The organism is Roseibium alexandrii DFL-11 (genome assembly GCF_000158095.2).
Taxonomy (GTDB): Bacteria; Pseudomonadota; Alphaproteobacteria; order Rhizobiales; family Stappiaceae; genus Roseibium; species Roseibium alexandrii.
Map to the genome: position 1 here is coordinate 269,734 of NZ_CM011002.1, position 22,670 is coordinate 292,403.

The 22,670-nt window shown below is 55.2% G+C and carries 20 protein-coding genes; 11 read left to right on the forward strand and 9 right to left on the reverse strand.

The window, feature by feature from the left end; translation table 11 throughout:
* Window position 1: 1 nt before the first annotated feature.
* From hflC to SADFL11_RS01205, 3 genes are all read left to right on the forward strand, one after another.
* Window positions 2-931, forward strand: a complete 930-nt coding sequence (gene hflC, locus SADFL11_RS01195) for a protease modulator HflC (RefSeq protein WP_008191269.1) — start codon at window positions 2-4, stop codon at window positions 929-931.
* A complete protein-coding gene (locus SADFL11_RS01200) occupies window positions 928-1,113 on the forward strand; it encodes a DUF2065 domain-containing protein (RefSeq protein ID WP_008190419.1) in 186 nt (61 codons plus the stop codon). Before hflC ends, SADFL11_RS01200 begins: the two co-directional genes overlap by 4 nt.
* A gap of 131 nt (window positions 1,114-1,244) precedes the next feature.
* Window positions 1,245-2,738, forward strand: a complete 1,494-nt coding sequence (locus tag SADFL11_RS01205; protein ID WP_040450803.1) for a Do family serine endopeptidase — start codon at window positions 1,245-1,247, stop codon at window positions 2,736-2,738.
* A gap of 66 nt (window positions 2,739-2,804) precedes the next feature.
* On the opposite strand, the gene serB is transcribed toward SADFL11_RS01205, so the two are convergent.
* Entirely contained in the window at window positions 2,805-3,695 is an 891-nt protein-coding gene (serB, locus tag SADFL11_RS01210) for a phosphoserine phosphatase SerB (protein WP_040450802.1), read from the reverse strand.
* Between serB and miaA the strand changes: the two genes are divergently transcribed.
* Both miaA and SADFL11_RS01220 read left to right on the forward strand, forming a co-directional pair.
* Window positions 3,694-4,656, forward strand: coding sequence for a tRNA (adenosine(37)-N6)-dimethylallyltransferase MiaA (miaA, locus tag SADFL11_RS01215; protein WP_008191989.1), 963 nt, complete (start codon window positions 3,694-3,696; stop codon window positions 4,654-4,656). The two genes, serB and miaA, sit on opposite strands and share 2 nt — an antisense overlap.
* Window positions 4,657-4,854: 198 nt before the next feature.
* Window positions 4,855-5,391 (forward strand): GNAT family N-acetyltransferase, encoded by a 537-nt coding sequence (locus SADFL11_RS01220; RefSeq protein ID WP_167578936.1) that lies wholly within the window; start codon window positions 4,855-4,857, stop codon window positions 5,389-5,391.
* A gap of 91 nt (window positions 5,392-5,482) precedes the next feature.
* On the opposite strand, the gene SADFL11_RS01225 is transcribed toward SADFL11_RS01220, so the two are convergent.
* Entirely contained in the window at window positions 5,483-7,039 is a 1,557-nt protein-coding gene (locus tag SADFL11_RS01225) for a 2-isopropylmalate synthase (RefSeq protein ID WP_008193919.1), read from the reverse strand.
* A gap of 486 nt (window positions 7,040-7,525) precedes the next feature.
* Between SADFL11_RS01225 and SADFL11_RS01230 the strand changes: the two genes are divergently transcribed.
* Together SADFL11_RS01230 and SADFL11_RS01235 are read left to right on the forward strand one after the other, a co-directional pair.
* Window positions 7,526-8,542, forward strand: coding sequence for a DUF3616 domain-containing protein (locus SADFL11_RS01230; RefSeq protein ID WP_008196357.1), 1,017 nt, complete (start codon window positions 7,526-7,528; stop codon window positions 8,540-8,542).
* A 221-nt stretch (window positions 8,543-8,763) separates the two neighbouring features.
* Complete coding sequence (locus tag SADFL11_RS01235; protein WP_008191294.1) at window positions 8,764-9,462, forward strand: substrate-binding periplasmic protein; 699 nt, start codon at window positions 8,764-8,766, stop codon at window positions 9,460-9,462.
* A 103-nt stretch (window positions 9,463-9,565) separates the two neighbouring features.
* Here SADFL11_RS01235 and SADFL11_RS01240 read toward each other — a convergent pair whose 3' ends face one another.
* The 4 genes from SADFL11_RS01240 to SADFL11_RS01255 all read right to left on the reverse strand — a co-directional run bounded on the left by SADFL11_RS01240 (window position 9,566) and on the right by SADFL11_RS01255 (window position 13,859).
* On the reverse strand, window positions 9,566-10,477 hold the full coding sequence (locus SADFL11_RS01240; protein ID WP_008193550.1) for a PhzF family phenazine biosynthesis protein: 912 nt from the start codon (window positions 10,475-10,477) through the stop codon (window positions 9,566-9,568).
* A 513-nt stretch (window positions 10,478-10,990) separates the two neighbouring features.
* The gene (locus tag SADFL11_RS01245) at window positions 10,991-11,428 is read right to left on the reverse strand and encodes a helix-turn-helix domain-containing protein (protein ID WP_040450800.1); all 438 of its coding nucleotides are present in this window, start codon (window positions 11,426-11,428) and stop codon (window positions 10,991-10,993) included.
* Window positions 11,429-11,735: 307 nt separating this feature from the next.
* On the reverse strand, window positions 11,736-12,887 hold the full coding sequence (locus tag SADFL11_RS01250) for a GNAT family N-acetyltransferase (RefSeq protein WP_008197163.1): 1,152 nt from the start codon (window positions 12,885-12,887) through the stop codon (window positions 11,736-11,738).
* A gap of 69 nt (window positions 12,888-12,956) precedes the next feature.
* Window positions 12,957-13,859, reverse strand: a complete 903-nt coding sequence (locus tag SADFL11_RS01255; RefSeq protein ID WP_040452284.1) for a pirin family protein — start codon at window positions 13,857-13,859, stop codon at window positions 12,957-12,959.
* Between the two features lie 245 nt (window positions 13,860-14,104).
* On the opposite strand from SADFL11_RS01255, the gene SADFL11_RS01260 reads away from it, so the two are divergent.
* From SADFL11_RS01260 to SADFL11_RS01270, 3 genes are read left to right on the forward strand one after another with little or no spacing between them, the layout of a single operon-like run.
* The gene (locus tag SADFL11_RS01260) at window positions 14,105-15,031 is read left to right on the forward strand and encodes an ABC transporter ATP-binding protein (protein ID WP_008197230.1); all 927 of its coding nucleotides are present in this window, start codon (window positions 14,105-14,107) and stop codon (window positions 15,029-15,031) included.
* 46 nt (window positions 15,032-15,077) lie between these two features.
* Window positions 15,078-15,839: an ABC transporter permease gene (locus SADFL11_RS01265; protein WP_008192690.1), complete on the forward strand. Its 762-nt coding sequence runs from the start codon at window positions 15,078-15,080 to the stop codon at window positions 15,837-15,839.
* Window positions 15,840-15,871: 32 nt separating this feature from the next.
* Window positions 15,872-16,771 (forward strand): D-alanyl-D-alanine carboxypeptidase family protein, encoded by a 900-nt coding sequence (locus SADFL11_RS01270; protein WP_008196996.1) that lies wholly within the window; start codon window positions 15,872-15,874, stop codon window positions 16,769-16,771.
* Here the strand turns inward: SADFL11_RS01270 and SADFL11_RS01275 are convergent.
* The 3 genes from SADFL11_RS01275 to SADFL11_RS01285 form a co-directional block, all read right to left on the reverse strand.
* The gene (locus SADFL11_RS01275; RefSeq protein ID WP_040450799.1) at window positions 16,734-17,960 is read right to left on the reverse strand and encodes a GGDEF domain-containing protein; all 1,227 of its coding nucleotides are present in this window, start codon (window positions 17,958-17,960) and stop codon (window positions 16,734-16,736) included. The two genes, SADFL11_RS01270 and SADFL11_RS01275, sit on opposite strands and share 38 nt — an antisense overlap.
* 366 nt (window positions 17,961-18,326) lie before the next feature.
* Window positions 18,327-19,346, reverse strand: a complete 1,020-nt coding sequence (ilvC, locus tag SADFL11_RS01280) for a ketol-acid reductoisomerase (RefSeq protein WP_008194118.1) — start codon at window positions 19,344-19,346, stop codon at window positions 18,327-18,329.
* 79 nt (window positions 19,347-19,425) lie between these two features.
* Window positions 19,426-20,076, reverse strand: coding sequence for a TetR/AcrR family transcriptional regulator (locus SADFL11_RS01285; RefSeq protein ID WP_008193660.1), 651 nt, complete (start codon window positions 20,074-20,076; stop codon window positions 19,426-19,428).
* Between the two features lie 466 nt (window positions 20,077-20,542).
* On the opposite strand from SADFL11_RS01285, the gene SADFL11_RS01290 reads away from it, so the two are divergent.
* The gene (locus SADFL11_RS01290) at window positions 20,543-22,642 is read left to right on the forward strand and encodes a putative bifunctional diguanylate cyclase/phosphodiesterase (RefSeq protein WP_008191521.1); all 2,100 of its coding nucleotides are present in this window, start codon (window positions 20,543-20,545) and stop codon (window positions 22,640-22,642) included.
* Window positions 22,643-22,670: the final 28 nt, after the last annotated feature.

A 22,670-nucleotide genomic window follows, 5' to 3' on the forward strand; every position in this document is an offset into this window, starting at 1 on the left:
CATGCGTAGCGGTATTTTTGGTATTGTTGTCGTTGTACTCGGCTTCCTGCTGTACACCTCGATCTTTGTGGTCAACCCGACGCAGCAGGCTCTGGTCTTGCAGCTCGGACGGGTGGATCGTGTGATCCAGGAGCCAGGCCCGCAGTTGAAATACCCGTTCGTTCAGAACGTTGTTTATCTCGACAAGCGTATCCTCGACCTGGACATGAGCCCGCAGGAAGTTATCGCGGCTGACCTGAAGCGTCTCGTTGTGGATGCCTTCGCGCGCTACCGGATTTCCAACCCGGTTCTGTTCTATCAGCGCGTGAATAACATTCGGACGGCTAACCAGCGTCTCTCGACGTTCCTGCAGTCTTCGCTGCGTTCTGAGCTCGGCAAGGCGTCTTTCGAGGCGATCGTCCGGGATGACCGGTCCGGTCTCATGGAGCTGATCCGGCAGGAAGTCTCTCAAGCCGCAGCAGAGCTGGGCATCGAGGTGGTTGACGTGAAGATCCGTCGCGCAGACCTTCCCGATGCAAACTCTCAGGCGATTTTCGCCCGCATGCAGACCGAGCGTCAGCGTGAAGCAACAGAGATCCGAGCTCAGGGTGAAGAACAGTCCCGTCGAATTCGGTCCCGTGCGGACCGTGACGCGACCGTTCTTGTGGCGGAAGCCAACCGGGACTCAGAAATCATTCGCGGTGACGGGGATGCAGAGCGAAACAAAATCTTCGCGCAAGCCTTTGGCGCTGATCCTGAGTTCTTTGCCTTCTACCGGTCCATGCAGGCCTATGAAGCTGGATTGCAAGCGGGCGATACGAGCTTGGTCCTGTCTCCGGATTCCAGCTTCTTCCGGTTCTTCAAGGATCCAACCGGGGTGAATGCTCCGGCCAACGGTAGTGGATCTGACGATGTGGAAGATATCCGGTCACCCTCGCTCGCCGCGCAATGAATGAGCTTTTAACGGCGATCGGTTTGGTCCTGGTGTTGGAAGGAGTTCTGTACGCGATTGCGCCAGGTGGCATGAAGAATGTCATGCGCAGCGCTCTGGAAACACCGGACCAAACATTGCGTGCCGCAGGACTGGGCGCAGCCGTTATTGGCGTATTTCTTGTGTGGATCATCCGCGGATAGCGAAAAGTTTAAGGGCGGGAGGGGCCAAAACCTCCCGCCCGTTCTATATTATCAGCTAAGTTCTGGGCCTGGCCCAGTCCCGTTTGCACTCTCACGACAGTCACGATGGCTGGTATGGAGGATAAAGCCCTATGGCTCTGAAACTATTACGCCAAGGCATGCCGCGCGTTGTCTGTGCAACGGCTGGCATTATGCTCGGCGGTTTGATTGCGGTTACTCCCTTCCAGGGTTCCCATGCGCATGACGGCCATGGACCTGAAAGTGTCGCAGACCTTGCCGAGAACCTGGCGGATGCCGTGGTGAACATTTCTACGGCTCAAACAGTCCAGGGACAGCGGTCTGTTCCGATGCCACAGGTTCCCGAAGGCTCTCCTTTCCAGGAGTTTTTTGAAGAATTCTTCAACCGCCAGAACCGCGACGATGATCAGCCACGCCGTGTCCAGTCCCTCGGTTCTGGATTTGTTCTGGACGGCGAAGCCGGGATCATCATCACCAACAACCATGTGATTGACGGTGCTGACGAAGTCACGGCAAACTTTAACGACGGCACCAAATTGCGTGCCGAAGTGATAGGAACGGATGAAAAAACAGATATCGCCGTTCTCAAGGTGGAGCCGGAAACGCCTCTGAAGGAAGTCAGTTTCGGCGATTCTGACGGCATACGTGTCGGCGACTGGGTGATGGCAATCGGCAATCCGTTCGGCCTTGGTGGCACGGTGACTGTTGGTATTGTGTCCGCTCGGAACCGCGACATCAATGCGGGTCCTTATGACAACTTCATTCAGACGGACGCCTCCATCAACCGCGGCAACTCCGGTGGTCCGCTGTTCGACATGGACGGCAACGTGATCGGCATCAACACGGCTATCATCTCGCCGTCCGGCGGATCCATCGGCATTGGCTTTGCGATCCCGGCAAAGACTGCCATCCGCGTAATCGATCAGCTGCGCGAGTTTGGTGAAACCCGCCGTGGCTGGCTTGGCGTTCGGATCCAGGAAGTGACAGATGAGATCGCCGAGAGCCTTGGCATGGACGATGCCATAGGTGCCCTTGTTGCCGGCGTAACTGACGATGGCCCGGCTGCCAAGGGCAACATCGAGGCTGGAGACGTCATCATCAAGTTTGACGGCAAGACCGTTGAATCCATGCGGGAACTGCCGCGGATGGTTGCCGAAACAGCGATTGGCAAGGAAGTCGATGTCGTTGTGCTTCGGAAAGGCGAGGAAGTCACGATCCGTGTGACCCTGGAGCGCCTTGAAGAAAACCAGGTGGCCGAGGCAAGCGCTCCTGCAGAGCAAGAGCCGGATCAGCCTGCTGAGACCAGCAAGGTGCTGGGCATGACACTGGCGGAGCTGGATGACGCATTGCGCCAGCAGTTTTCCATTGAAGAAGACGTGACCGGGGTTGTTGTGACCGAAGTCGAGGCTGGGTCTTCCGCAGAAGAAAAACGGGTGATGGCAGGCGATGTCATCAAGGAGGTCGCCCAGGAAGGTGTTTCGACACCAGCCGATGTCGAAGCGGAAATCCAGAAGCTCAAGGATGACGGCCGCCGGTCAGCGCTTCTGCTTCTCGCCAATCCGACCGGCGATGTCCGTTTCGTTCCGGTTCGGATCGAGGACAACTAGGGTTTTCGAACCTGACGTGAAATCGAAAGGGCGCCGATCGGCGCCCTTTTTGCTTAGTGAAAGCTCTTAGCTCAGCACAAAGTCCTGATCCGCATATCCCTGGAAATAGAGGAGGGCGGTGAGGTCGCCATGGTCGATGCGGAAGTCGGCCGCCGCAGCGACCGCCGGTTTTGCTCGATAGGCGACACCGGCTCCTGCGCGCTCAATCATCGCCAGATCATTGGCGCCGTCGCCAACTGCTATCGTGTCATCGAACGACAGTCCCTTGTCCGCGACCAGTGCTTCCAGACGATCGCGCTTGGCATCGCGTCCAAGAATCGGCTCTGCGACAAGGCCGGAGAGTTTCCCATCATCCTCCAGAAGGATGTTGGCCTGGTTTTCATCAAAGCCGAGCATGGCGGCGATCGTGCCTGTGAAGTGGGTAAAGCCCCCTGAAACCAGAGCACAATAGGCCCCATTGGCTTTCATGGTTTGCACAAGCGTGCGGCCACCGGGCATGAGCGTGATGCGATTGCTCAGAACGCTGTCGATGGCAGAAAGCGGCAGGCCCTTGAGGAGGCCAACCCGTTCACGAAGGGCCGGTTCGAAATCTATCTCACCGCGCATGGCCCGCTCGGTGATCTCGGAGATTTTCTCTTTCAGGCCGAGCTCGGCTGCCAGTTCATCGATGCATTCCTGGCGGATCATGGTGGAGTCCATATCTGCAATCAGCAGCTTTTTCTTGCGGCTTTTCACTGGCTGGACGAATACGTCAACCGGTGCGGCAGCTATGATTTCCCGTAGCTTTGTGTCGGCAGCTCTTGCGTCGACCCCATCAAAGAAGATATCCGCAGCTACACCGGGATTAAGTGTGGTTGGCGGCGTGTCAGACTTTAGCGCCTCCGCCGCCCTTTGAGCCAAATCTCCGCCTACGGCAGGGGCGGTTGGCTTTGACACCAGGGTAGCGACGAGGGACATGGACAAATCCTTTGAAACAGGGCCGGGCAGTGCGCACAAGCGGCGCGCCATTCTGATAGCGGGCCCAACGGCAAGCGGCAAGTCAGCCTTGGCGATTGAATTGGCAAAACGGGTCAATGGGGTCGTTGTGAATGCCGATTCCATGCAGCTTTACGAGGATCTGCGCCTTGTCAGTGCGCGCCCATCTGAAGACGAGGAGGCAGAGGTTCCGCATCGCCTATATGGCGTCCTGCCATCGTCGGAGGCCTTTTCGACGGGTGCTTGGTTGCGCCGAATGTCAGACGAACTGGAGTTGATCTGGTCTGCCGGGCAGATCCCGGTCCTCGTTGGCGGAACCGGACTTTACTTTAAGGCATTGACGGAGGGCTTTGCCGAGCTCCCCGAGATCCCGGAAGACGTGCGCGTAAAAGCCCGGTCTCTGGCGGACGACGGCGGCGTTTCAGAGCTCAAGGCAGCATTGGCAAAGGCGGGCGACAGGGACGGCGCTGAAGGGCTCAATGATCCGCAGCGCTTGGCGCGGGCGCTGGAAGTGCTTTTAACCACCGGCCGGCCGCTGGCAGAGCTCCAGACCGAACAGCAGTCTCCACCGCTTTTGGACATCAAACACTGCCTGTGTCTGGTGCTTGCGCCTCCACGTCCATGGCTTCACGAAAGGATTGAAAAACGGGCCCGCCTCATGCTGAGCCTGGAGGGAATCGAAGAAGTCAAAACACTGCTCGCGCGGGAGTTGTCATATAAATTGCCGGCCATGCGGGCCATTGGTGTAAAGGAAATCGCAGGGTTATTAACAGGCGGCAGCGACATTGGGGAAACGGAATACCGGCTTGTTGTTGCAACGCGTCAGTATGCAAAACGTCAGGAAACTTGGTTCCGGAATCAGATGCCGGACTGGCAACGGCTTGACCCGTCAAATGAAATTGACACTGCCCGAATTGCCGATGAGTTTCTGCGCGCTGAGTGAAGCCAGAAGTTTGTGCAGTGCACTGCGAGTTTCACGTTAACTTGTTGTAAATACGAATATTTTCATCGATATTTTGGCATTATACTTTGGTCTGTCATGCGAAAGGCACAATTCAGGGTTACATCAGCCCTGTGAAAAGAAACGAGGCCGCGAACCCTCGTCATGGATAACTCCAAAGCCGGTTTCCGGGAGGATGATATGCAGACGATAATTCTCGAATGCGACACCATTCGCCTTGTTCCGCTGTCCTTATCGGACACAGACTTCATCAAATCACTTCAGGTGAATTGCGGCGGTAACGGATGTCTGGAACGCAGTGAAGCCTGCAAAGCCACGGCTGCCGAAAAGTTTGTCCAATCCGCGCTCCAGTCACAAGATGACTTCGGTGTCTCCCGTTGGAAGGTCGAGACACAAGATGGGGAATTTCTTGGTTGGGCAGGGTTCACGCCTTTGTCCGAGACGTCTGAAATCAGTCTTGGCTATTGCCTGCCGTCCACGCACGGAAAGATGTCGAATGTGCCCCGGCGTTTGTGCAAAGCGCTGACTGACTGGTTTTTCCGGGAAACCTATTTCTCTCATCTCGTATCCGTCGTGCGGGTCGATAATCGGGCCATGCGGCAGGTTGTCCTGGACGCCGGTTTCACTCATCGGGAGAGCAAGGTCATCGATGGCATTCAGGCTGATCTCTTCCAGATGCTCAGCCCGTCGATGCAGACTTACCTCATGAGCGCTTGATGTCCGCATAGTCCAGTGCACAAAGAAAAAAGCGGCACCTTCCGGCGCCGCTTTTTTGTTCTCAGGGTTATGGACCTGCTGTCCCTTCGGATCAGACGGCCTGCAGAGCCCCCGGATTGCTCGCCTGCCGGCGTTGCGCCAGCTTGTTCATGGCGGAAACATACGCCCTTGCAGAGGCGACGAGCGTGTCCGTATCCGCGCCTTTGCCGGTTGCGATCCGGCCATCTGCCTCCAGACGGACAGACACTTCAGCCTGCGCGTCCGTGCCCTCGGTCACCGCGTGCACCTGGTAGAGCGACAAGGTTGCCTCGTGCGGCGAGATCGCCTTGATCGCGTTGAACGTTGCATCGACCGGGCCGTCGCCGGTCGCTTCTTTCGTGACATGCTGACCGTCGACATCCATGGTCAGGATCGCCTTCTGAGGTCCGCCCGTTCCGGCAATTACCGTCAGGGCGATAACCTTGGTGCTTTCGCCCAGGATGTTGATTTCATCCTCGACCAGCGCCTCGATGTCTTCGTCGTAGACGTGCTTCTTGCGGTCGGCCAGATCCTTGAAGCGGCGGAAGGCATCCTGCAGGGCATTATCACCCAGCTCAAAGCCCAATTCACGCAGCTTGTCGCGGAACGCGTGACGGCCGGAGTGCTTGCCCATGACCAAAGACGTGGCTTTGACGCCCACATCTTCCGGACGCATGATTTCGTAGGTTTCTGCGTTTTTCAGCATGCCGTCCTGGTGAATGCCGCTCTCATGAGCAAACGCGTTCTTGCCGACGATGGCCTTGTTGTACTGAACGGCAAAACCGGAAGCGCCAGCCACCATTTTAGACGCGCGGACCAGGAATTGCGGGTCGATTTGGGTTTCATAAGGCAGGATATCGCCGCGGGTGCGGATCGCCATGACGATCTCTTCCAGGGACGCGTTGCCTGCACGCTCGCCCAAGCCATTGATCGTGCACTCGATCTGCCGTGCGCCGCCGGCAACACCAGCCAGGGAGTTGGCAACCGCCAAGCCAAGATCGTCGTGACAGTGTACCGAGAAGATGGCCTGATCGGAGTTCGGGACGCGCTCGATGATCTGCTCGAACATCGCCTTGTATTCATCCGGGGTTGCGTAACCGACGGTATCCGGCAGGTTGATCGTGGTCGCGCCGCATTTAATAGCGGCTTCCACACAGCGGCACAGATAGTCGATCGGCGTGCGGGTCGCGTCCATGGCGGACCATTCGACATCATCGATCAGGTTGCGGGAGCGGGTAACCGTGTCGGTGATGATTTCCAGAACCTCTTCCTGGTTCTTGTTCATCTGGAACTGCAAATGGATCGGGGAGGTGGAAACGAAGGTATGAATCCGGCCTTTTCCCGCGTATTTGACAGCTTCGCCACACCGGTCGATGTCGGCATGAATGGCGCGGGCCAGACCGGCGATGGTTGAGTTCTGAGATCGTTTGGCGATTTCACGTACGGCTTCAAAGTCACCGTTGGAGGCGATCGGGAAACCGGCTTCGATAATGTCGACACCCATTTCATCGAGAATTTCCGCTATTTGCAGCTTTTCTTCCAGGGTCATGGACGCACCGGGCGATTGTTCTCCATCGCGCAAGGTGGTGTCGAAGATGCGGATCTGATCCTTCTCGGAAGTGGCAGTCATGATGTTTCGTCCCTTAGCTGGATCGGGCCGTTTTGAGCTTTCGGGTGGGGCGCGCGATCCGGATTTTCTGATGCGGTTCTAAGAATTCTCCCCTAAGTGCCCGTTCGCTTCAAAACATGCGAACAGCCGACGCTCAGGGGCATCTAAGAAGAAGGAGATCGCCAAGTAGGAGAAGGCCGCCGCGCTGCAGGATCTGCGCGTCGATAGAAGATGCTACAATGTCGCGCTGCGCGATCATGGGTCTTCTTATGGCCTTTGGTCGTTCCAAAACACGGCGCCAAGTGTGCTCTCAAAGAGTGACTGGTGCGTTAATGTTCGTAGTTCTTAGGGCAGGATTGTTTTTGATGCAACCAGCTTTTGCGGAGCTTACCCTGTTTGATCGAGGTAGAGAGAACTCAGGAGTTCATATTTTGGTCGTTGGAACGGGCTGGCTTTGACGGATGTTTTGTTAGGATCGATATCCGAAACACTTTTGGGAGCAGAGCGGTGATCCGTAAGACAGCAACATTGATGTGTGCCTTAGTCGGAGCGTTGGCTGTATTATCGGCGCTACAAGGTTTTGCGAGTGCAGATGAGCCAGGTTTTGTCGCAGAATGGTCGGTAAAACCTGAGTTCGACGGCAAGAAGAAGCTGCGCAAGAGCATTAGCGGTGCTGCCTGCGCCCCAGTCGCTCCGCCGGTCTGTGTCGTCGCGCTGGATGAAAAGCAGCGAACGCAGTTTTTCACCCTAGACGGTAACCGGATCATTCCGGGTAAATCCATGCGTTTGTTGCCAAAGGAGCTTAACGGCGCAAAAACCGGCGAGATCGATGCGGAAGGCGCCGCCTACGGTGACGGGTTTTTCTATATCGTCGGGTCGCACGGGCTGAGCCGCAAGAAAGCAGAGTTCAATTCTTCCTCTTTCTTTTTGTTCCGGTTTCCGGTTGATGGAGAGACCGGGGTCCCGGAGTTCAAGTTTTCCAAGAAGACGGTTGCCCCTGTGATCGAGCGGACCGATGAGCTCAGAGCGATCTTGAAAGGTGCGCCGGATCCTATTGGCCACTATGCTGAAAAGCCATTGGGTGAGGGGGATGGCGGCGTTAACATCGAAGGTCTCGCATACCGTGATGGCCGGCTGTACATTGGCCTGCGCGGTCCTTCCGTCGATGGCCGCGCATTTCTGCGCAGTGTGAATGTCGATGCGCTGTTTTCCAACTCAAAACCGGATTTGGACGTGATTGAGCTGGCGCTCGGGAGTGGGGCCGGGGTTCGGGATCTCGCGGCCGTTTCTGATGGCTTGATCGTGTTGTCCGGTCCCGTTCAATCAAAGGGGGACTATGCGCTTCACCATCTCCGGTTCCCAAGCCTCACCCTCTCGACACTGGCAGATCTAAAGATGCCGGATAGGGACCACAAAGCAGAGACCGTCCTGGTTTTGTCGGAAAACCGGGACTCGTTTGATCTGCTTGTCATGTACGACGGCGCTGTCGATGGCGGGCCGCGGGAGTATCATCTTCTAAGATGATACGGCCGTTATCCTGAGCGTTACGGATCCATTTTATGTGCAATATTGCCTATAAATATTTGAGGTATTCGATGTCTATTTTTGGTTTTTATTATTATCGAAATACATCGTTCACTTTGTATTTCTGATTTTCAACGGGTGTATGTATTCATCTGTCCTTGTTAACTGGCTGTCCAGAAATTTCGTGCCATCTCCCGATCAGTATCAACACGGGGGAAGTCATGAAACTCATCAAAACCCTATCTGCAGTCGTCGTATCCTTTGGCCTAACCGCCGCTGCTCAAGCAGATACCGTCAAAATCGGTGTTGGCGAGTGGGCTCCTTATATCGGCGAGTCGCTTCCGGACCAAGGCCTGCATACCAAGCGTGTCCTCGATGTATTGAAGGCCGCTGGCTATGATGTCGAGCTTGAGTTTTCGCCGTGGAAGCGCACTCTCGAAGTTGCCCGGCGCGGGGATACGGCAGCCACATTCTCCTGGTCACACTCCGAGGATCGGGCTGCGGATTTCATCTATCCGAAAGTTCCTCTTGAAGAGCAAACCGATGTCATCTTCTACAACAAGGAAAAGCACCCAGACGGCGTTTCGGTGTCCTCGATTGAGGATATCAAGGCCCAAGGCCTGAAAGTGGTTGGGCTCTCCGGCTATTGGTATGAAAGTGCACTGGCCGATGCCGGTGTTGACATTCACATCGTGTCTTCAGAAGACAATGCATGGAAATTCCTTCAAGCTGGCCGTGCCGATATCATGATCGAGAATGAGGTTGTCGGCAGCCTGTCAGTTGAAAACACCCTGGGTGCTGATGCGGGCTCCATCGGTAAAGGTGCGGTTCTTCGAACGGTCCCAATGTATGTCCTCTTTAGCAAGGCGCACCCGGAGGGGCAGAAACTGGCCGATGCCTGGGACGCCCACGCGAAATAAAGCAGCTTATGCTGCAAAGCGCCAAAACTGAAAAGCCCCGGATGGTGCCGGGGCTTTATTTGTTTTTTCGGATATGATCGGGCCTATGGCCGATGGCTGCGGCCTAAAGAAACAACTCGCCCCGGGCGATCAGCGTTGCCTGTCCGCCAACCCGGATGGCATGCATGTCACCGTTTTCAATATCGATCTCGAGGTCGATCAGCGACGGACGGCCCATCTCGAAGCCCTGTTCGATCCGGATGTGATGGGTTCCTGCTGTCAGGCCGTCATAATGCCGGATCACGCCCGCAAAAGCGGCTGCCGCGGAGCCGGTTGCCGGATCTTCCATGATGCCCATGTCAGGTGCAAACAAGCGGGCGTGGAACGCGCTGTCATGAGACCGGGTCTCACGACAGTAGACATAGGCATCGTTATGGTCATCGTTGCCAAAGCCTTTCTTCCACATTGCCGGAACGGGTTTTGCCCGGGCCAGGGCATTCAGATCCCGGACAGGGACGAACGTGAACGCCGGACCGACCTTGAAACGGGAAGGTGCATGGTTCTCAAAGCCGATATCGGATGGTTCAAGGTTCAGAGCCGCTGCAATTAACTCAATATTCTGCGTCGGTCCGGCCGGTTCCGGGAGCCGGGGTATGTCAAACTCTGCAAAAGCTGTTGCGTTTTCCCGCAAGATCACGGCGCAGCGAACCGTACCGATCTTTTGTTTGAGAACAACCACAGCATCCTGTTCGCCAGAAACATCGCCAAACCGTTCCACGGCCATTAAAATAGCGGTGCCAACAGTCGGGTGGCCCGCAAACGGCAGCTCGCATTTCGGTGTGAAAATCCGCATTGATGCTGAGTGCCCGGGATTTTCCGGAGGGAAGACAAACACGGTTTCGGACAGGTTGAACTCGCCGGCAATTTTCTGCATCTGCTCGTCGCTCAAGCCTTCACTATCAAGCACAACAGCCAGTGGGTTTCCGGCCAAAGCTTTGTTCGTAAAGACGTCCAAGATCGCGTAGCTGCGGCTCATACAGTGTTCTCCCTGGAGATCGAACGCGTTTCAGGTTCGAAGGTGAGCGGACTTTTGCATGTCTTCGCAAGTCCCGCCAGACCTTTGCGCCGATTGTTGGTGAACAAACTCTTGCCTTGAACATGGCTGGCGCCCGCTTTTGGCAGATCCCCGGTGTTTTGATAAACGCGTGTTTTTCCCGGTGAAGACAACCCTCGCGCATTGGGGCATGGGTATGTGATGCTTGTGGCGAAGGACTGAATTCCAAGAAGGGGATCGGTGATTCACCGCGCTGTTAAACCAAAAAAATGGACTGCTCTTGGAGAAGCAGTCCATTGAAAGGTTTCTTGGCCAGCCTGCGTGCAAACTATAGAAATAGACCCGTTTGCGAGCAGCCCGAATTCCGAAAAAAACAAAGTGACCCCAAGTTGAAGACGGTATGCCCGAAATAAAAATAATTCCCAGACTTCAACCCTGCTGAAATATCGTCAGCGTTATTATCATGTTACTGAGCATACACTCCGCCTTCAAGCGCTATTCGTCCTCATTATCAAATTGATAACGCTCGAACGACCAGAAGACGGCGAGGAGCGCGGCAACACAGCGATCTATTACTGACCGCTGAAAGTTTAACTTGGCGCGTTTGGAGTCTGACTTGGACTGGGCCGGTTCATAGTCGAAATTAAAGACATATTTTTTAGGGGAAGTGTCTGAAATCGCTAGGATGTGGTGGGTATCCAGAAGTCTGCGGATGATCCGGTTCATGGTGGGGCGGGTAATATTCAGCTGCTGTGCTAATTTCGCTTCAGAGACACCACCTTCGCCATCGGATGCCGCGGTTATTCTCATAACAACAGCAGTTGTATCATAACTATCTAAGTTAAGGTGTGTTTTGACAGAATCTATATTGTCAAAGATTAGGTCTGCAATCTCAACTGCGATAGTATTGTCGTTGTTTTTACCATTTTTCATTGCTAATTTCACTTTTTCGAAGATAGGTGGCGCTTTCTCATTTTGAGAACCGAGGACGAGCTATTTGAGCCATGAGAAACTGTTTCATGGCAGGTGGGCCGTCTTTCTCGTTGATCTATTGGCGCATAAGATGAAGTGTTTACGTGCTCCTGTCACCACGTACAGTCATGTCAGGCAATCGGCTATCCGGGCCGTCGGGCCCTTTGGTGCCGAAGGTAAAAAACTTCAGTTGCCGAATGTTGAATATCTGCGAAGTGATCCACGCGATTTTATTGACGAAAGTGCGCCCGTCACCGTGACACGGCGATTACCGCAGAATATGGGCCCCGAGAGCCCGGGCATAGGAGGCGATAGCCGGATGGTCCAGGTCTTGTATGGACCGGATGATCCGCACGTCCGCCAACTCCTTTTCCTCAGAGGCCAGAGAATGCGCGATGATGTCTTGGCGCAACGGCTCCGCTGGCTGGTTGCTGTCGAACACTTGCGCAACGCTGATACGAGCACCGTCGAAAACGATCAGTAAGTCGTCTGGCACAAGTTCATTCAGGCGAAGCCCAGTCTCTTCCTCCAGTTCCCGTGCGATCGCCCCCCGGATGTCGATCAGCCCTGTTGGGCCGACGTCAGACGGATCAAGGTTGCCACCAGGTGGGTAGATCTGACCGGCGGTCGCTGTATGGGCGGACATGACACCATAGAGGAGCGCGCCGTCCGATGAGCGTATGACTGCGGAGCCGAAGAGGTTGAATGTTGTTAGGTCCGGAGCGCCCCAGTCCCGCCAAGTCAGGAACGCGGCATAAGAGCATTCGGTGCAAACGCCGGTGAGTGCGCCACTGTCAAATGAATGACTGGTAAGCTTAAGCGTTCTGCCGTTCCACAGCTCCGGGATCCGCCTTTGTTGCTCCACAAAGTGTGCGGATATTTCGGCGGCATTGTCCGTTTCAAAATCCCAAGGGTTTGATGAAACCGACAGCGTGATTTCGGAAATCGGCACTACATTGCCCGAAAGTGTCTTTTCCATCAGGGGCATGAACCGGCCAGGCGCCATCTTGCTGGGTTCTTGGCCGACAGTCTTGTATTGTCTCCGCTCAAAAAAACCGCCTGCATTCACCTCACTGCGCAGAGTGACCTTGTCACAACCAAACTGGCGGGCACGATCTTCGCTGCGCTGGAGAAGCAGGGTGCCGATGCCTTTCTTTTGAGCGCTTGGCGAAACATAGAGATACTCAAGCGTGACGGATCGAGGAGTGTTTTGCTCCAATCCGGAAAAAGCGATCGCATGACCGGCGTCTTCGGCAACGATCAGTTCATGATCGGTGATCATCTCCGGTGTGATTTGCCAATGTTCCCGCCATTGACGCATCAGGTCTTCCGGATAGCCCCAGGCCGCCTTGGCATCGTGCATGATTTTGGTGAGGGCCGGAGCATCGTAAGCACGCGCGGCGCGGAGTTTTAAACGCATGGCTGTCCAATCAAAGAAGATCAGACAGCCGTAGTGATTGAATGTGAAAGTTGCAAGGCGGTTGATGGCCTACCTGATGAATGTCCCGTTCTGGAGTTCCGTGATCGCCTGCATCAGTTCTTTACGGGTGTTCATGACGATCGGACCGTGCCACGCCACAGGTTCCTTGATGGGGGCTCCCGAGACCAGCAGAAAACGAATCCCGTTCTCACCGGCATGAACCACGATCTCATCGCCCGTGCCGAATATGACCAGCGTGCGGTCGCCGGTCTGGTCGCGGATCTTGAGCTCTTCGCCCCCGAACTCCTTTTCGGTCAGCACGCCAAATGGATCTGAAGCACCTTCAAACTTGCCTGAACCTTCGAAGATGTATGCGAAGGTTTGTTTGTAAGTATCGACCTTGAAACGTTTTTTACGTCCTGCCGGAACATGAACATCCAGATACTGCGGGTCGGCTGCGATTCCGTCGACAGGCCCCTTCTTGCCCCAGAACTCACCGATGATGACACGCGCGGAAGTACCGTCATCATCTACGACGACGGGGATGTCTTTACCTTCAATGTCCTGATAGCGAGGTTCCGTCATTTTCAGGGATGAGGGCAGGTTGGCCCAGAGCTGAAATCCGTGCATTTTGCCGGTTTCATCGCCTTTGGGCATCTCCTGGTGCATGATGCCGCGGCCCGCAGTCATCCATTGCACAGAGCCTGCGCCAAGTGTGCCTGTGTTGCCCAGACTGTCGCCATGCTCCACGGTGCCTTTCAGAACATAAGTGATCGTCTCAATGCCCCGATGCGGGTGCCAGGGAAATCCAGCGAGATAATCCTCCGGGCGGTTGTTGCGGAAATCGTCCATCATCAGAAACGGATCCAGCATCTCCGGATCTTGAAAACCGAAGACCCGTTCCAGCTTGACGCCAGCGCCTTCAAGTGTGGACTGGGTCGAACCGATATGGGTGACGGGGCGAACGGACATGTTGTGTTCCAGGCTTGATTGAATGTTACCTTGGAAGATAGAGGATCTGTCCCGGAAACCCATAGGAGAGCGGCTGGACGCAGTGTTTCGCCATTCGAAACAATCAACGGTCCTCTGCTGACACCAACTGTCAGGATGAAGCCAGCCTTGTATCTTGCAGTTGATTGGACCACATGCGAGTGTGCCCGCCCAAACGACCCGCAGTCTGCCGGTCTGATACATTTCAAAAAACTGGTTAGATTTTCATGGCGCCGATCCTTTCCGTCCAAGATCTGGAAAAAACCTATGATGGCGGGTTTCAGGCGCTGAAATCGGTGTCGCTTGAGATTGAAAAAGGCGAGGTATTCGCGCTGCTCGGTCCGAACGGTGCCGGCAAGACAACCTTGATCAGCACAATCTGCGGCCTCGTCCGGCCGACGTCGGGCAGCATCACCGTTGGTGGGCACGATGCACTGAAAGACTATCGCGCGGCGCGGCGGATGATTGGTCTGGTACCCCAGGAGATGCCAACAGCGCCGTTCGAAATGGTTGGTGATACGGTGGCCTTGAGCCGGGGCCTGTTTGGTCTGAAACCGAACGCGGATCTGGTTGGGAAGATCCTCAAGGACCTAACCCTTTGGGACAAGCGAAAAAACCCGATCATGGCTCTTTCTGGCGGTATGAAACGCCGTCTTCTGGTGGCCAAGGCACTGGCGCATGAGCCGGAGATTCTGTTTTTGGATGAACCGACCGCCGGGGTTGATGTGGAACTGCGTCATGACATGTGGCGCATCGTTGGCGAGCTCAAGGACAAGGGCGTCACGATCATCCTGACCACGCATTACATCGAAGAAGCGGAAGAAATGGCCGACCGGGTAGGGGTCATCAACAAGGGCGAAATCATCCTTGTTGAAGACAAGAACCGCCTTATGCAAAAGCTTGGCCGCAAGGAGTTGACGCTGTCACTCAGTTGCGCCGTAACAGACCTTCCCCCGGAGCTCCAGAAGTATGATCTCAAGCTGTCTGAGGACGGCAGCAGCCTGACATACACCTACGACACGCAAGGGGAACGCACCGGGATTACTGCATTGCTGACAGATCTGTCGAAGGCCGGTGTGTATTTTCATGATCTCCAGACGGATCAGTCGTCGCTTGAGGATATTTTCGTCGATCTTGTGAAAAGGGGAGACTGATCGCTATGGCACCTGATTACTCTTCCGCTGTCCGAGGACAACACAAATGAATTTTGAAGCGGTCAAAGCGATTTATCTTGCCGAGATGGCGCGCACCAAACGTACGATCATGCAGTCGATCGTCTCGCCGGTCATCTCCACGGTACTTTATTTCGTGGTGTTCGGGGCAGCGATCGGCTCCCGGATTAGCGAGGTGGATGGTGTCTCCTACGGCGCGTTTATCGTGCCGGGGCTGATCATGCTGTCTTTGATGACGCAGAGCCTGTCGAACGCCTCATTCGGTATCTATTTCCCGCAGTTTACAGGCACGATCTTCGAGGTTTTGTCGGCACCGATCTCATTTCTGGAAATCACCATCGCCTATGTCGGAGCCGCGGCGACGAAGTCGATCCTGGTCGGCTTGATCATTTTGATCACAGCAAACTTTTTCGTCGACATCGAAATCCAACATCCGTTCTGGATGGCGGCCTTCTTTTTGTTGACGGCAATCACGTTTGCTTTGCTCGGTTTTATCATTGGTATTTGGGCGGACAATTTCGAGAAGCTGCAATTCGTCCCGCTTTTGATTGTGACGCCGCTCGCCTTTCTGGGGGGAAGCTTTTACTCGATCTCGATGCTGCCTGAGGTCTGGCAGAAGGTGACGCTGATCAACCCGGTCGTCTATCTGATTTCGGGATTCCGGTGGAGTTTTTACGGCCAGGCCGACGTCTCTCTTTGGCTCTCGCTTTTCATGACGCTCCTGTTTTTGGCCGTCTCTCTTGCGATTGTTCATTGGATCTTTAAAACGGGTTACAAGCTGAAACCGTAGGCCGTGCGGACGAGGTGAGTTTGAGGGGCATCATGAGTTTTTCGCGCTTTTTGCGCAGTCTTTCGGCGGTTGTGCTGGCGGTGTCCTTGGCCGCCTGTCAAACGGCAGGTGCGCCGTCACAATCTGGCGCGTCATCCGGTCAGGCTGCAGCGGTTCAGACCGCGTCTTTGCCGGTTGTCAGCTATGCACCGGCAACCGCTCAGGAGCGGGGCTTCTCGGCCCTTGTGCTGAATGCCGCAACGGGCCAGGAACTCTATGCTGTCAACGCAGATGCTCCGCGTTTTCCGGCGTCCCTGACAAAGATGATGACGCTATACATGCTGTTTGAGAGCGTCAGTTCCGGCGAAAACCGGTTGTCGAGCCCCTTGAATATTTCGGCAAACGCGGCTTCTCAGCCACCGGCCAAGATTGGCCTGAAGGCCGGCAGCACGATTTCGGTCGAGCAGGCGGCCCGGGCACTGGCCGTCAAGTCCGCCAATGATGTTGGCGTGGCCGTTGCTGAAAACCTCGCCGGCAGTGAAGCCGCTTTTGCGCGTGAAATGACCCAAAAGGCCCGTGCGCTGGGCCTGTCGCGCACCCGTTTTGTCAATGCCACCGGTCTTCCTGATCCGGCGCAGGTGACCACAGCACGCGACATGGCAAAGCTTGGCCTCGCACTGAAGCGCCGGTTTCCGCAATATGCCAGCTATTACCGGGCAAAGTCGTTCACTTACAATGGGCGGACATTCCGGGCGACCAACAACCTGCTGGGCAAGGTCCAGGGCGTTGATGGTTTGAAAACCGGATACGTGCGCATGTCTGGCTACAATCTCGTTGCCACAGCCCGCCGCGGCGGCAAACAGTTGATCGTCGTCGTTATTGGCGGTCAAAGCGAAACTGCGCGCGATGCCGAGGTCACACGGCTGATTGAAGCTCATTTTCAGGCTGGCTGAGGCCGTCAAGTTGCGCCAATTCCTCAGAGAATTTTGGCGTTTCCGTCTCTTGAGCGGCCATGGTGATCCGGTTGCGGCCTGCATTCTTGGATGTGTACAAGCCGGTGTCGACGATTTTGAACAAATCTGTCGGTGTCAGGCTTTCGCCGGTGCCGTGATACATGCCGCCCGAGATGGTGATTTGAAATCCGTCCGGGGCAAACTCGTAAGACTGATTTTCGACCAGTCTGCGGATTCGCTCTGCGATCACAACCGCGTCTTCCTGGCCAACATTTGGTAGAAGGAGGCCAAACTCCTCCCCGCCGAGGCGCGCGAAACAATCGCTTCGGCGCAGATGGTGGCGGATCGCCTGGCAGACCTTTACCAACGCTTCGTCGCCAGCCACATGGCCAAACCGGTCGTTGACCTGTTTGAAATGGTCCAGATCAAACTGTATCAGACCAAAATGTGCTCCCGTTGCAGGCTGTAGTTGTCCCTCCAGGCGCCGCAGGAATTCCCGGCGGTTGAAGGTCCCGGTAAGCGGATCCCGCCGGGCATCCTCGTGATTGTTGCGCGCAAGCTGCTCAAAGGAGATCGCCATAGAAAACGCACCGGAAATGGCAATGAAAATCAACGAAATCATCAAATGAATGTTGACTGTCCCGTCGTCGATCATGCCGGGGCCGAATGGGCCCTCAGCCAGGACACCGTGCAGTATTCGGAGACCTGCCTCCAGGGCCAGCAAACCAAAGGCGATGATCAGCGCAAGGCTGGATACCAGACCGCGGAACGCCGCTGAGCCATAGGTTGCGGCGATGCTGATACAAAGCGCTGCAAAAAGCAGGTTGGAAGCAACATAGGCGAGGGCGTAGACCTCAAAAACGTAAGCCAAGGCGGCTACAACAATGTAGACACCGGCAGGTGCGATCACGACACCATACGGGGTTGAAACCTGCTTGAGACTGCGTGCTGCGTGCAAGTGAAATCCGAACCCGGCAAGCAGGAGGATGTTCGGCAGCATATAAGTTGCAATTGGCGGCAAGGCAGAAAGACTTGCAAATGAGGCGAGTGCGCCGACGGACAAGGCGTTGGCAGCCGCCCAGCTTCGCCAATGCCGGTTTGGACGGGCACTGAAAGAAATTGCCAAAAAAGAAATGGCGAAGACCGACAAAATGAGCATGTTTGCCGAAAACAGTGGCAATGGCGTCATAAAAACCGGTCTCCGGGATTTTCAATCGTGGCGCTTGCTCATAACTCTAGGGCAGTACGGGTTTCTGGCCAATTGTTTCTGCGCTCTAAAATTTCATCAAAGTGTATTCGCTGAAAGTCTTTTGTTGCGCAAACTGCTCAAAAACGTATCGCGGTGCTGAGCTACTCCAAGTCGGAATCGGTTAGCGGCCTGGTCAGTTCGCAAATGAAAAACCCCGCTGTTGCCAGCGGGGTTTTGCAATTCGTCGTCGCAGAAACCTTAGTTTTTGGTCTTGTCGACGAGAGCGTTGGACTTGATCCCCCGCGTTTCGCCTTTGGCGAACGCAGAGGTTTTCTTGTCATGGACAAGTCCAACGCAGGCGAGGCCTTAGTTTTTGGTCTTGTCGACGAGAGCGTTGGACTTGATCCAGGGCATCATGCCGCGAAGCTTTTCGCCAACTTCTTCGATCTGGTGGGCATCGTTCAGACGGCGGGTTGCCTTGAACTTCGCAGCGCCTGCGCGGTACTCCTGCATCCAATCGGAGGTGAACTTGCCGTTTTGGATGTCTTCCAGAACGCGCTTCATTTCCGCCTTTGTTTCTGGCGTGACGATGCGCGGACCGGTGACATACTCGCCCCACTCAGCCGTGTTGGAGATTGAGTAGTTCATGTTGGCGATGCCGCCTTCGTAGATCAGGTCGACAATCAGCTTCACTTCGTGCAAGCACTCGAAGTAAGCCATTTCCGGGGCGTAACCAGCTTCGACCAGAGTTTCGAAACCAGCGCGGATCAGTTCGACCAGACCACCACAGAGAACGGCCTGTTCGCCGAAGAGGTCGGTTTCACACTCTTCCTTGAAGGTTGTCTCGATGATGCCGGAGCGGCCGCCGCCAACGCCACAAGCGTAGGACAGGCCAAGGTCATGCGCATTGCCGGATGCATCCTGATGAACAGCGATCAAGCACGGGACACCACCGCCCTTCTGGTATTCACCGCGTACTGTGTGGCCTGGGCCCTTTGGCGCAACCATAAGGACGTCGACCGTGGATTTCGGCTCAATCAGGCCGAAATGAACATTAAGGCCATGGGCGAAAGCGATCGCAGCACCGTCACGGATGTTGTCGGCGATGTGATCCTTGTAGATGTCGGCCTGCAGCTCGTCCGGGGTCGCCATCATCATCAGGTCGGCCCAGGCGGCAGCTTCTGCAACGGTCATGACCTTAAAGCCATCGGCTTCTGCTTTCAGTGCAGTGGTTGAACCGGCGCGCAGGGCAACAACGATTTCCTTCTGGCCGCTGTCCTTCAGGTTCATGGCATGGGCACGGCCCTGGGAGCCATAGCCGATGACGGCGACTTTCTTGGACTTGATGAGGTTCAGATCAGCATCACGATCGTAATAGACACGCATGGGAATTCCCTTTCCTTGAGATGATGATCAAGACCGGATCTGATCCGGGCCTGATGTTCTTTGTTTCCTCCGCCCGGGGTCAGGCCCCGAACAGTTGATAAAATCGGGCCACGGCTGTTTCTGCCTGGCTTTTCAGATCCTTCTCGGCGGCACTTGCAGTCTCGCCGAGAAGAAGACGGATATGGACATCGCGGATCGCCAAACCGTAGAGCACCTGGTAAGCGTCCTCCGCATCGTCGAATTTCAAGAGCCCATGGCGCCGGCCGGTCTCAAGCATGTTGCGCGCACGGGCTGAAATCATGTGTTTTCCGCGCACAAGCAAAAGCTGGCCGAGACGGTTGGAATTGGTGTTCGATTGTCCGATCGAAAGCCGGTTCAGGGCCAATGAGCTTTCCGAGAACAGGACGGCGAGCAAGGCTTCGACAAAAGCTGTGACGTGGGCCCGGAACGTGTCCGGATCCGCCGTTGCACCGCTTTCAGATGGAAACTGCACCTGGCTCGCCTGATAAGCGACGACGGCTGCGAGCAAGCCATCCCGGTCGCCGAACCATTTGTAGAGGCTCTCTTTGGAGCAGCTTGCCGTGCGCGCAAGACCCGCGGTGGTCAAAGCTTTTTCGCCGCCTTCGACCAAGAGCGTCAGCGCATGCTGCAAGACCACTTGCTGGCGCGGCGAGAACTCTGGTGCAGCGTCCGGGCGGGAAGTGGCGATGTCAAAACTGGCGGCTGGCATTTGGCTTCGGTCAACTGTTGGGTACGGGCAGGCTCGGTGATTTTTTAAGAACCGTACGGTACGGTTCGGGTGGTGGTTATGGCAAAGGGAACAGGCAGGGTCAAGGAGAAACTTCGATCAAAAACCTCTTAAAAAATCTCTGAGTTATTGCGCTAGCGGAACGTTGGAATTCGGTAGGCGCCGGTGTAGTATTTGGTACGCAGCAATTGCGAGTGTCAGAAGTTGCGTACCATTTTATGGTTTTACTAATGTATCGGAAGAGCCTTCCGTAGCGTTGACAATGGCGAAATAACCAGTGCCGTGCAATGTGTGCAGCTTTTTCTGATTAGCGACCCCAGCATACTTCATTACAAAGCGCAAAAGCGTGCATTTTGCTGCCAATATTCATTGTTTGTTGAATTAATCCCGATGAGATTATCCAAGAACGCATAGATGCCAGAACGGCTGAGTTTTGTTGGGGGTCCGGATGCCGGTGAGTGTCATAACGGCAGGCCAAAATATCCTGAGGCGGGTGTTTGTCAGGTCAACACTTTACGCAGTTTGCGGAATCCTTGGATTTTCCTTCTTTTTCATAGGCATCAGCTACTACTCCCAAGTGTCGGGCATAACAGAACGACTTGAGCGAGACGCACGGCAAAAAGCGGAATTTGTCGCAAACATCTCCGCACGTGAAATCGAAAACAAGAACTACGGTGAGATGGAGCGGCTGCTGAATGCAGTTGCCAAAGACGATCACGTGACCGCAGCAAAGGCCTACAGCCGGTTTGGGCAGGAATTCGCCAGCGATTTCATGTCGGCAGCGCCGACAAGCGAAGTGCAGTTCAACGAATATGCGTTCAACGCGGCGCTCACAGGTGAGGCCAAACTGCACGAAACAACTGGTTCGATCGACTACGTTCTTCCTGTGTTTCGAAACGGAACGGCCGTTGGTAGCGTGCTCGTCCGCGTGTCTAAGGCAGAGATTGCTGGCATCTTCTACAACACGCTGTGGCAGGTGGTCGCTCTATTGGGCGTCGTTGCATTCGCGTTCATTCCGGCTCTTGGTTGGCTGATGTACAAGGCCACCGCCGGGATCAGCGAGGTCACGGAAGCGGCGAAAGAAGCTACGGAAGGTTATCTTGATTGCGACCTTGAGACCGATGCGCCGGGGGAGGTCGGCGATTTGCAGGTGGCGTTCCGCCATATGCTGCAGACCCAGCGATCCAACATCGTAGAGATCGAACGGCTTGCTTATACCGATATGATCACGGGGTTGGCCAATCGCGCCAAGCTGGACAAGCTGGCCGCAACGATGATCGACCAAAAGCCGGACGCGGAAGGCGCGGTTCTTTATGTTGGTTTTGATCGGTTCAAGCTTATCAATGACATGCATGGCCATCGTGTTGGTGATGAGGTCATGCGGCAGCTTGCGGCACGTCTGGGCAGGTTGCTCGATAAGGTTGCCCATCCGCACACCAAGAATGCACCTGCTTTGGCCCGTTTCTCCGGAGACGAGTTTGTCGCGATCCTACCCGGTCTGGCAGATCCGGACCAATTGACCGAGGTGTCAGAGACCGTACTTCGGCTTCTGAGCAGGCCGGTCCAGATCGGGAGCATGTCTCTTTCAGTGAGTGCCAGTGCGGGGTTTGTCACCTATCCCGAACAAGGCGCCGACGCAGAAGAAGTCATGAAGAATGCCAATCTGGCGATGTATGAGGCCAAGTCGGCGAGCCGGGGCCGGGCTGTTTCCTATAGTGAGGCGCTGCGAACTCAGGCCAATGAGCGCGAATTGATCGCTGATCGCCTCCGGCATGCGGTTGATACGGGCGGATTGGAAGTCTTTTATCAGCCAAAAGTCATCCCTGAAAATGGCAGGATCGTGGGTTCGGAAGCCTTGCTCCGGTGGAACGATGAGGTTCTTGGACAAGTGTCACCCGCCAAGTTCATTCCGATCGCCGAAGAACGGGGGTTGATTGCACCTATTGGCCGGTTCGTCTTGCAAAGAGCGCTTAACGATACCAAGCACCTCCACGAAGAAGGGCTACACACATCGGTTGCCGTGAATGTGTCCCCGGCGCAGTTTCAGGAAGAAACTTTTATCGATGAAACTATCGGAACAGTGAGCGAGAGTGGCGTCTCGACGGAAAAAGTCGAGCTGGAAATCACCGAGTCGAGCCTCATGGACTACTCAGACACTGTACTGGATCGCATTCGCCCCATCCGGGAAAAAGGTGTCAAATTCGCAATTGATGATTTCGGGACGGGATATTCCTGCCTTAGCAGTCTGGCGAATATGCCCTTCGACACTTTGAAGATCGACCGCTCCTTCATCATGGATATTGCGACATGTGCGGATCGCCGGACCATTGTCGAGCTCATATTCATCATGGCTCATCAGCTCAATCTAAACACTGTCGCCGAGGGCATCGAAACGCCGCTTCAAAAAGACTATTTGAAGCTTTGGGGCGGTACCTTGGGACAGGGGTTCCTGTGGAGCCCGGCTGTCGCCTTTCCGGAATATCGAGCCATGATCCTGGCGCAATCCGTCGGTGCCGTCAAAACAGAAGTTGCGTCTGCGTTGCACTAGGCTGCCAATCCGGCAACGGCTAAGATCA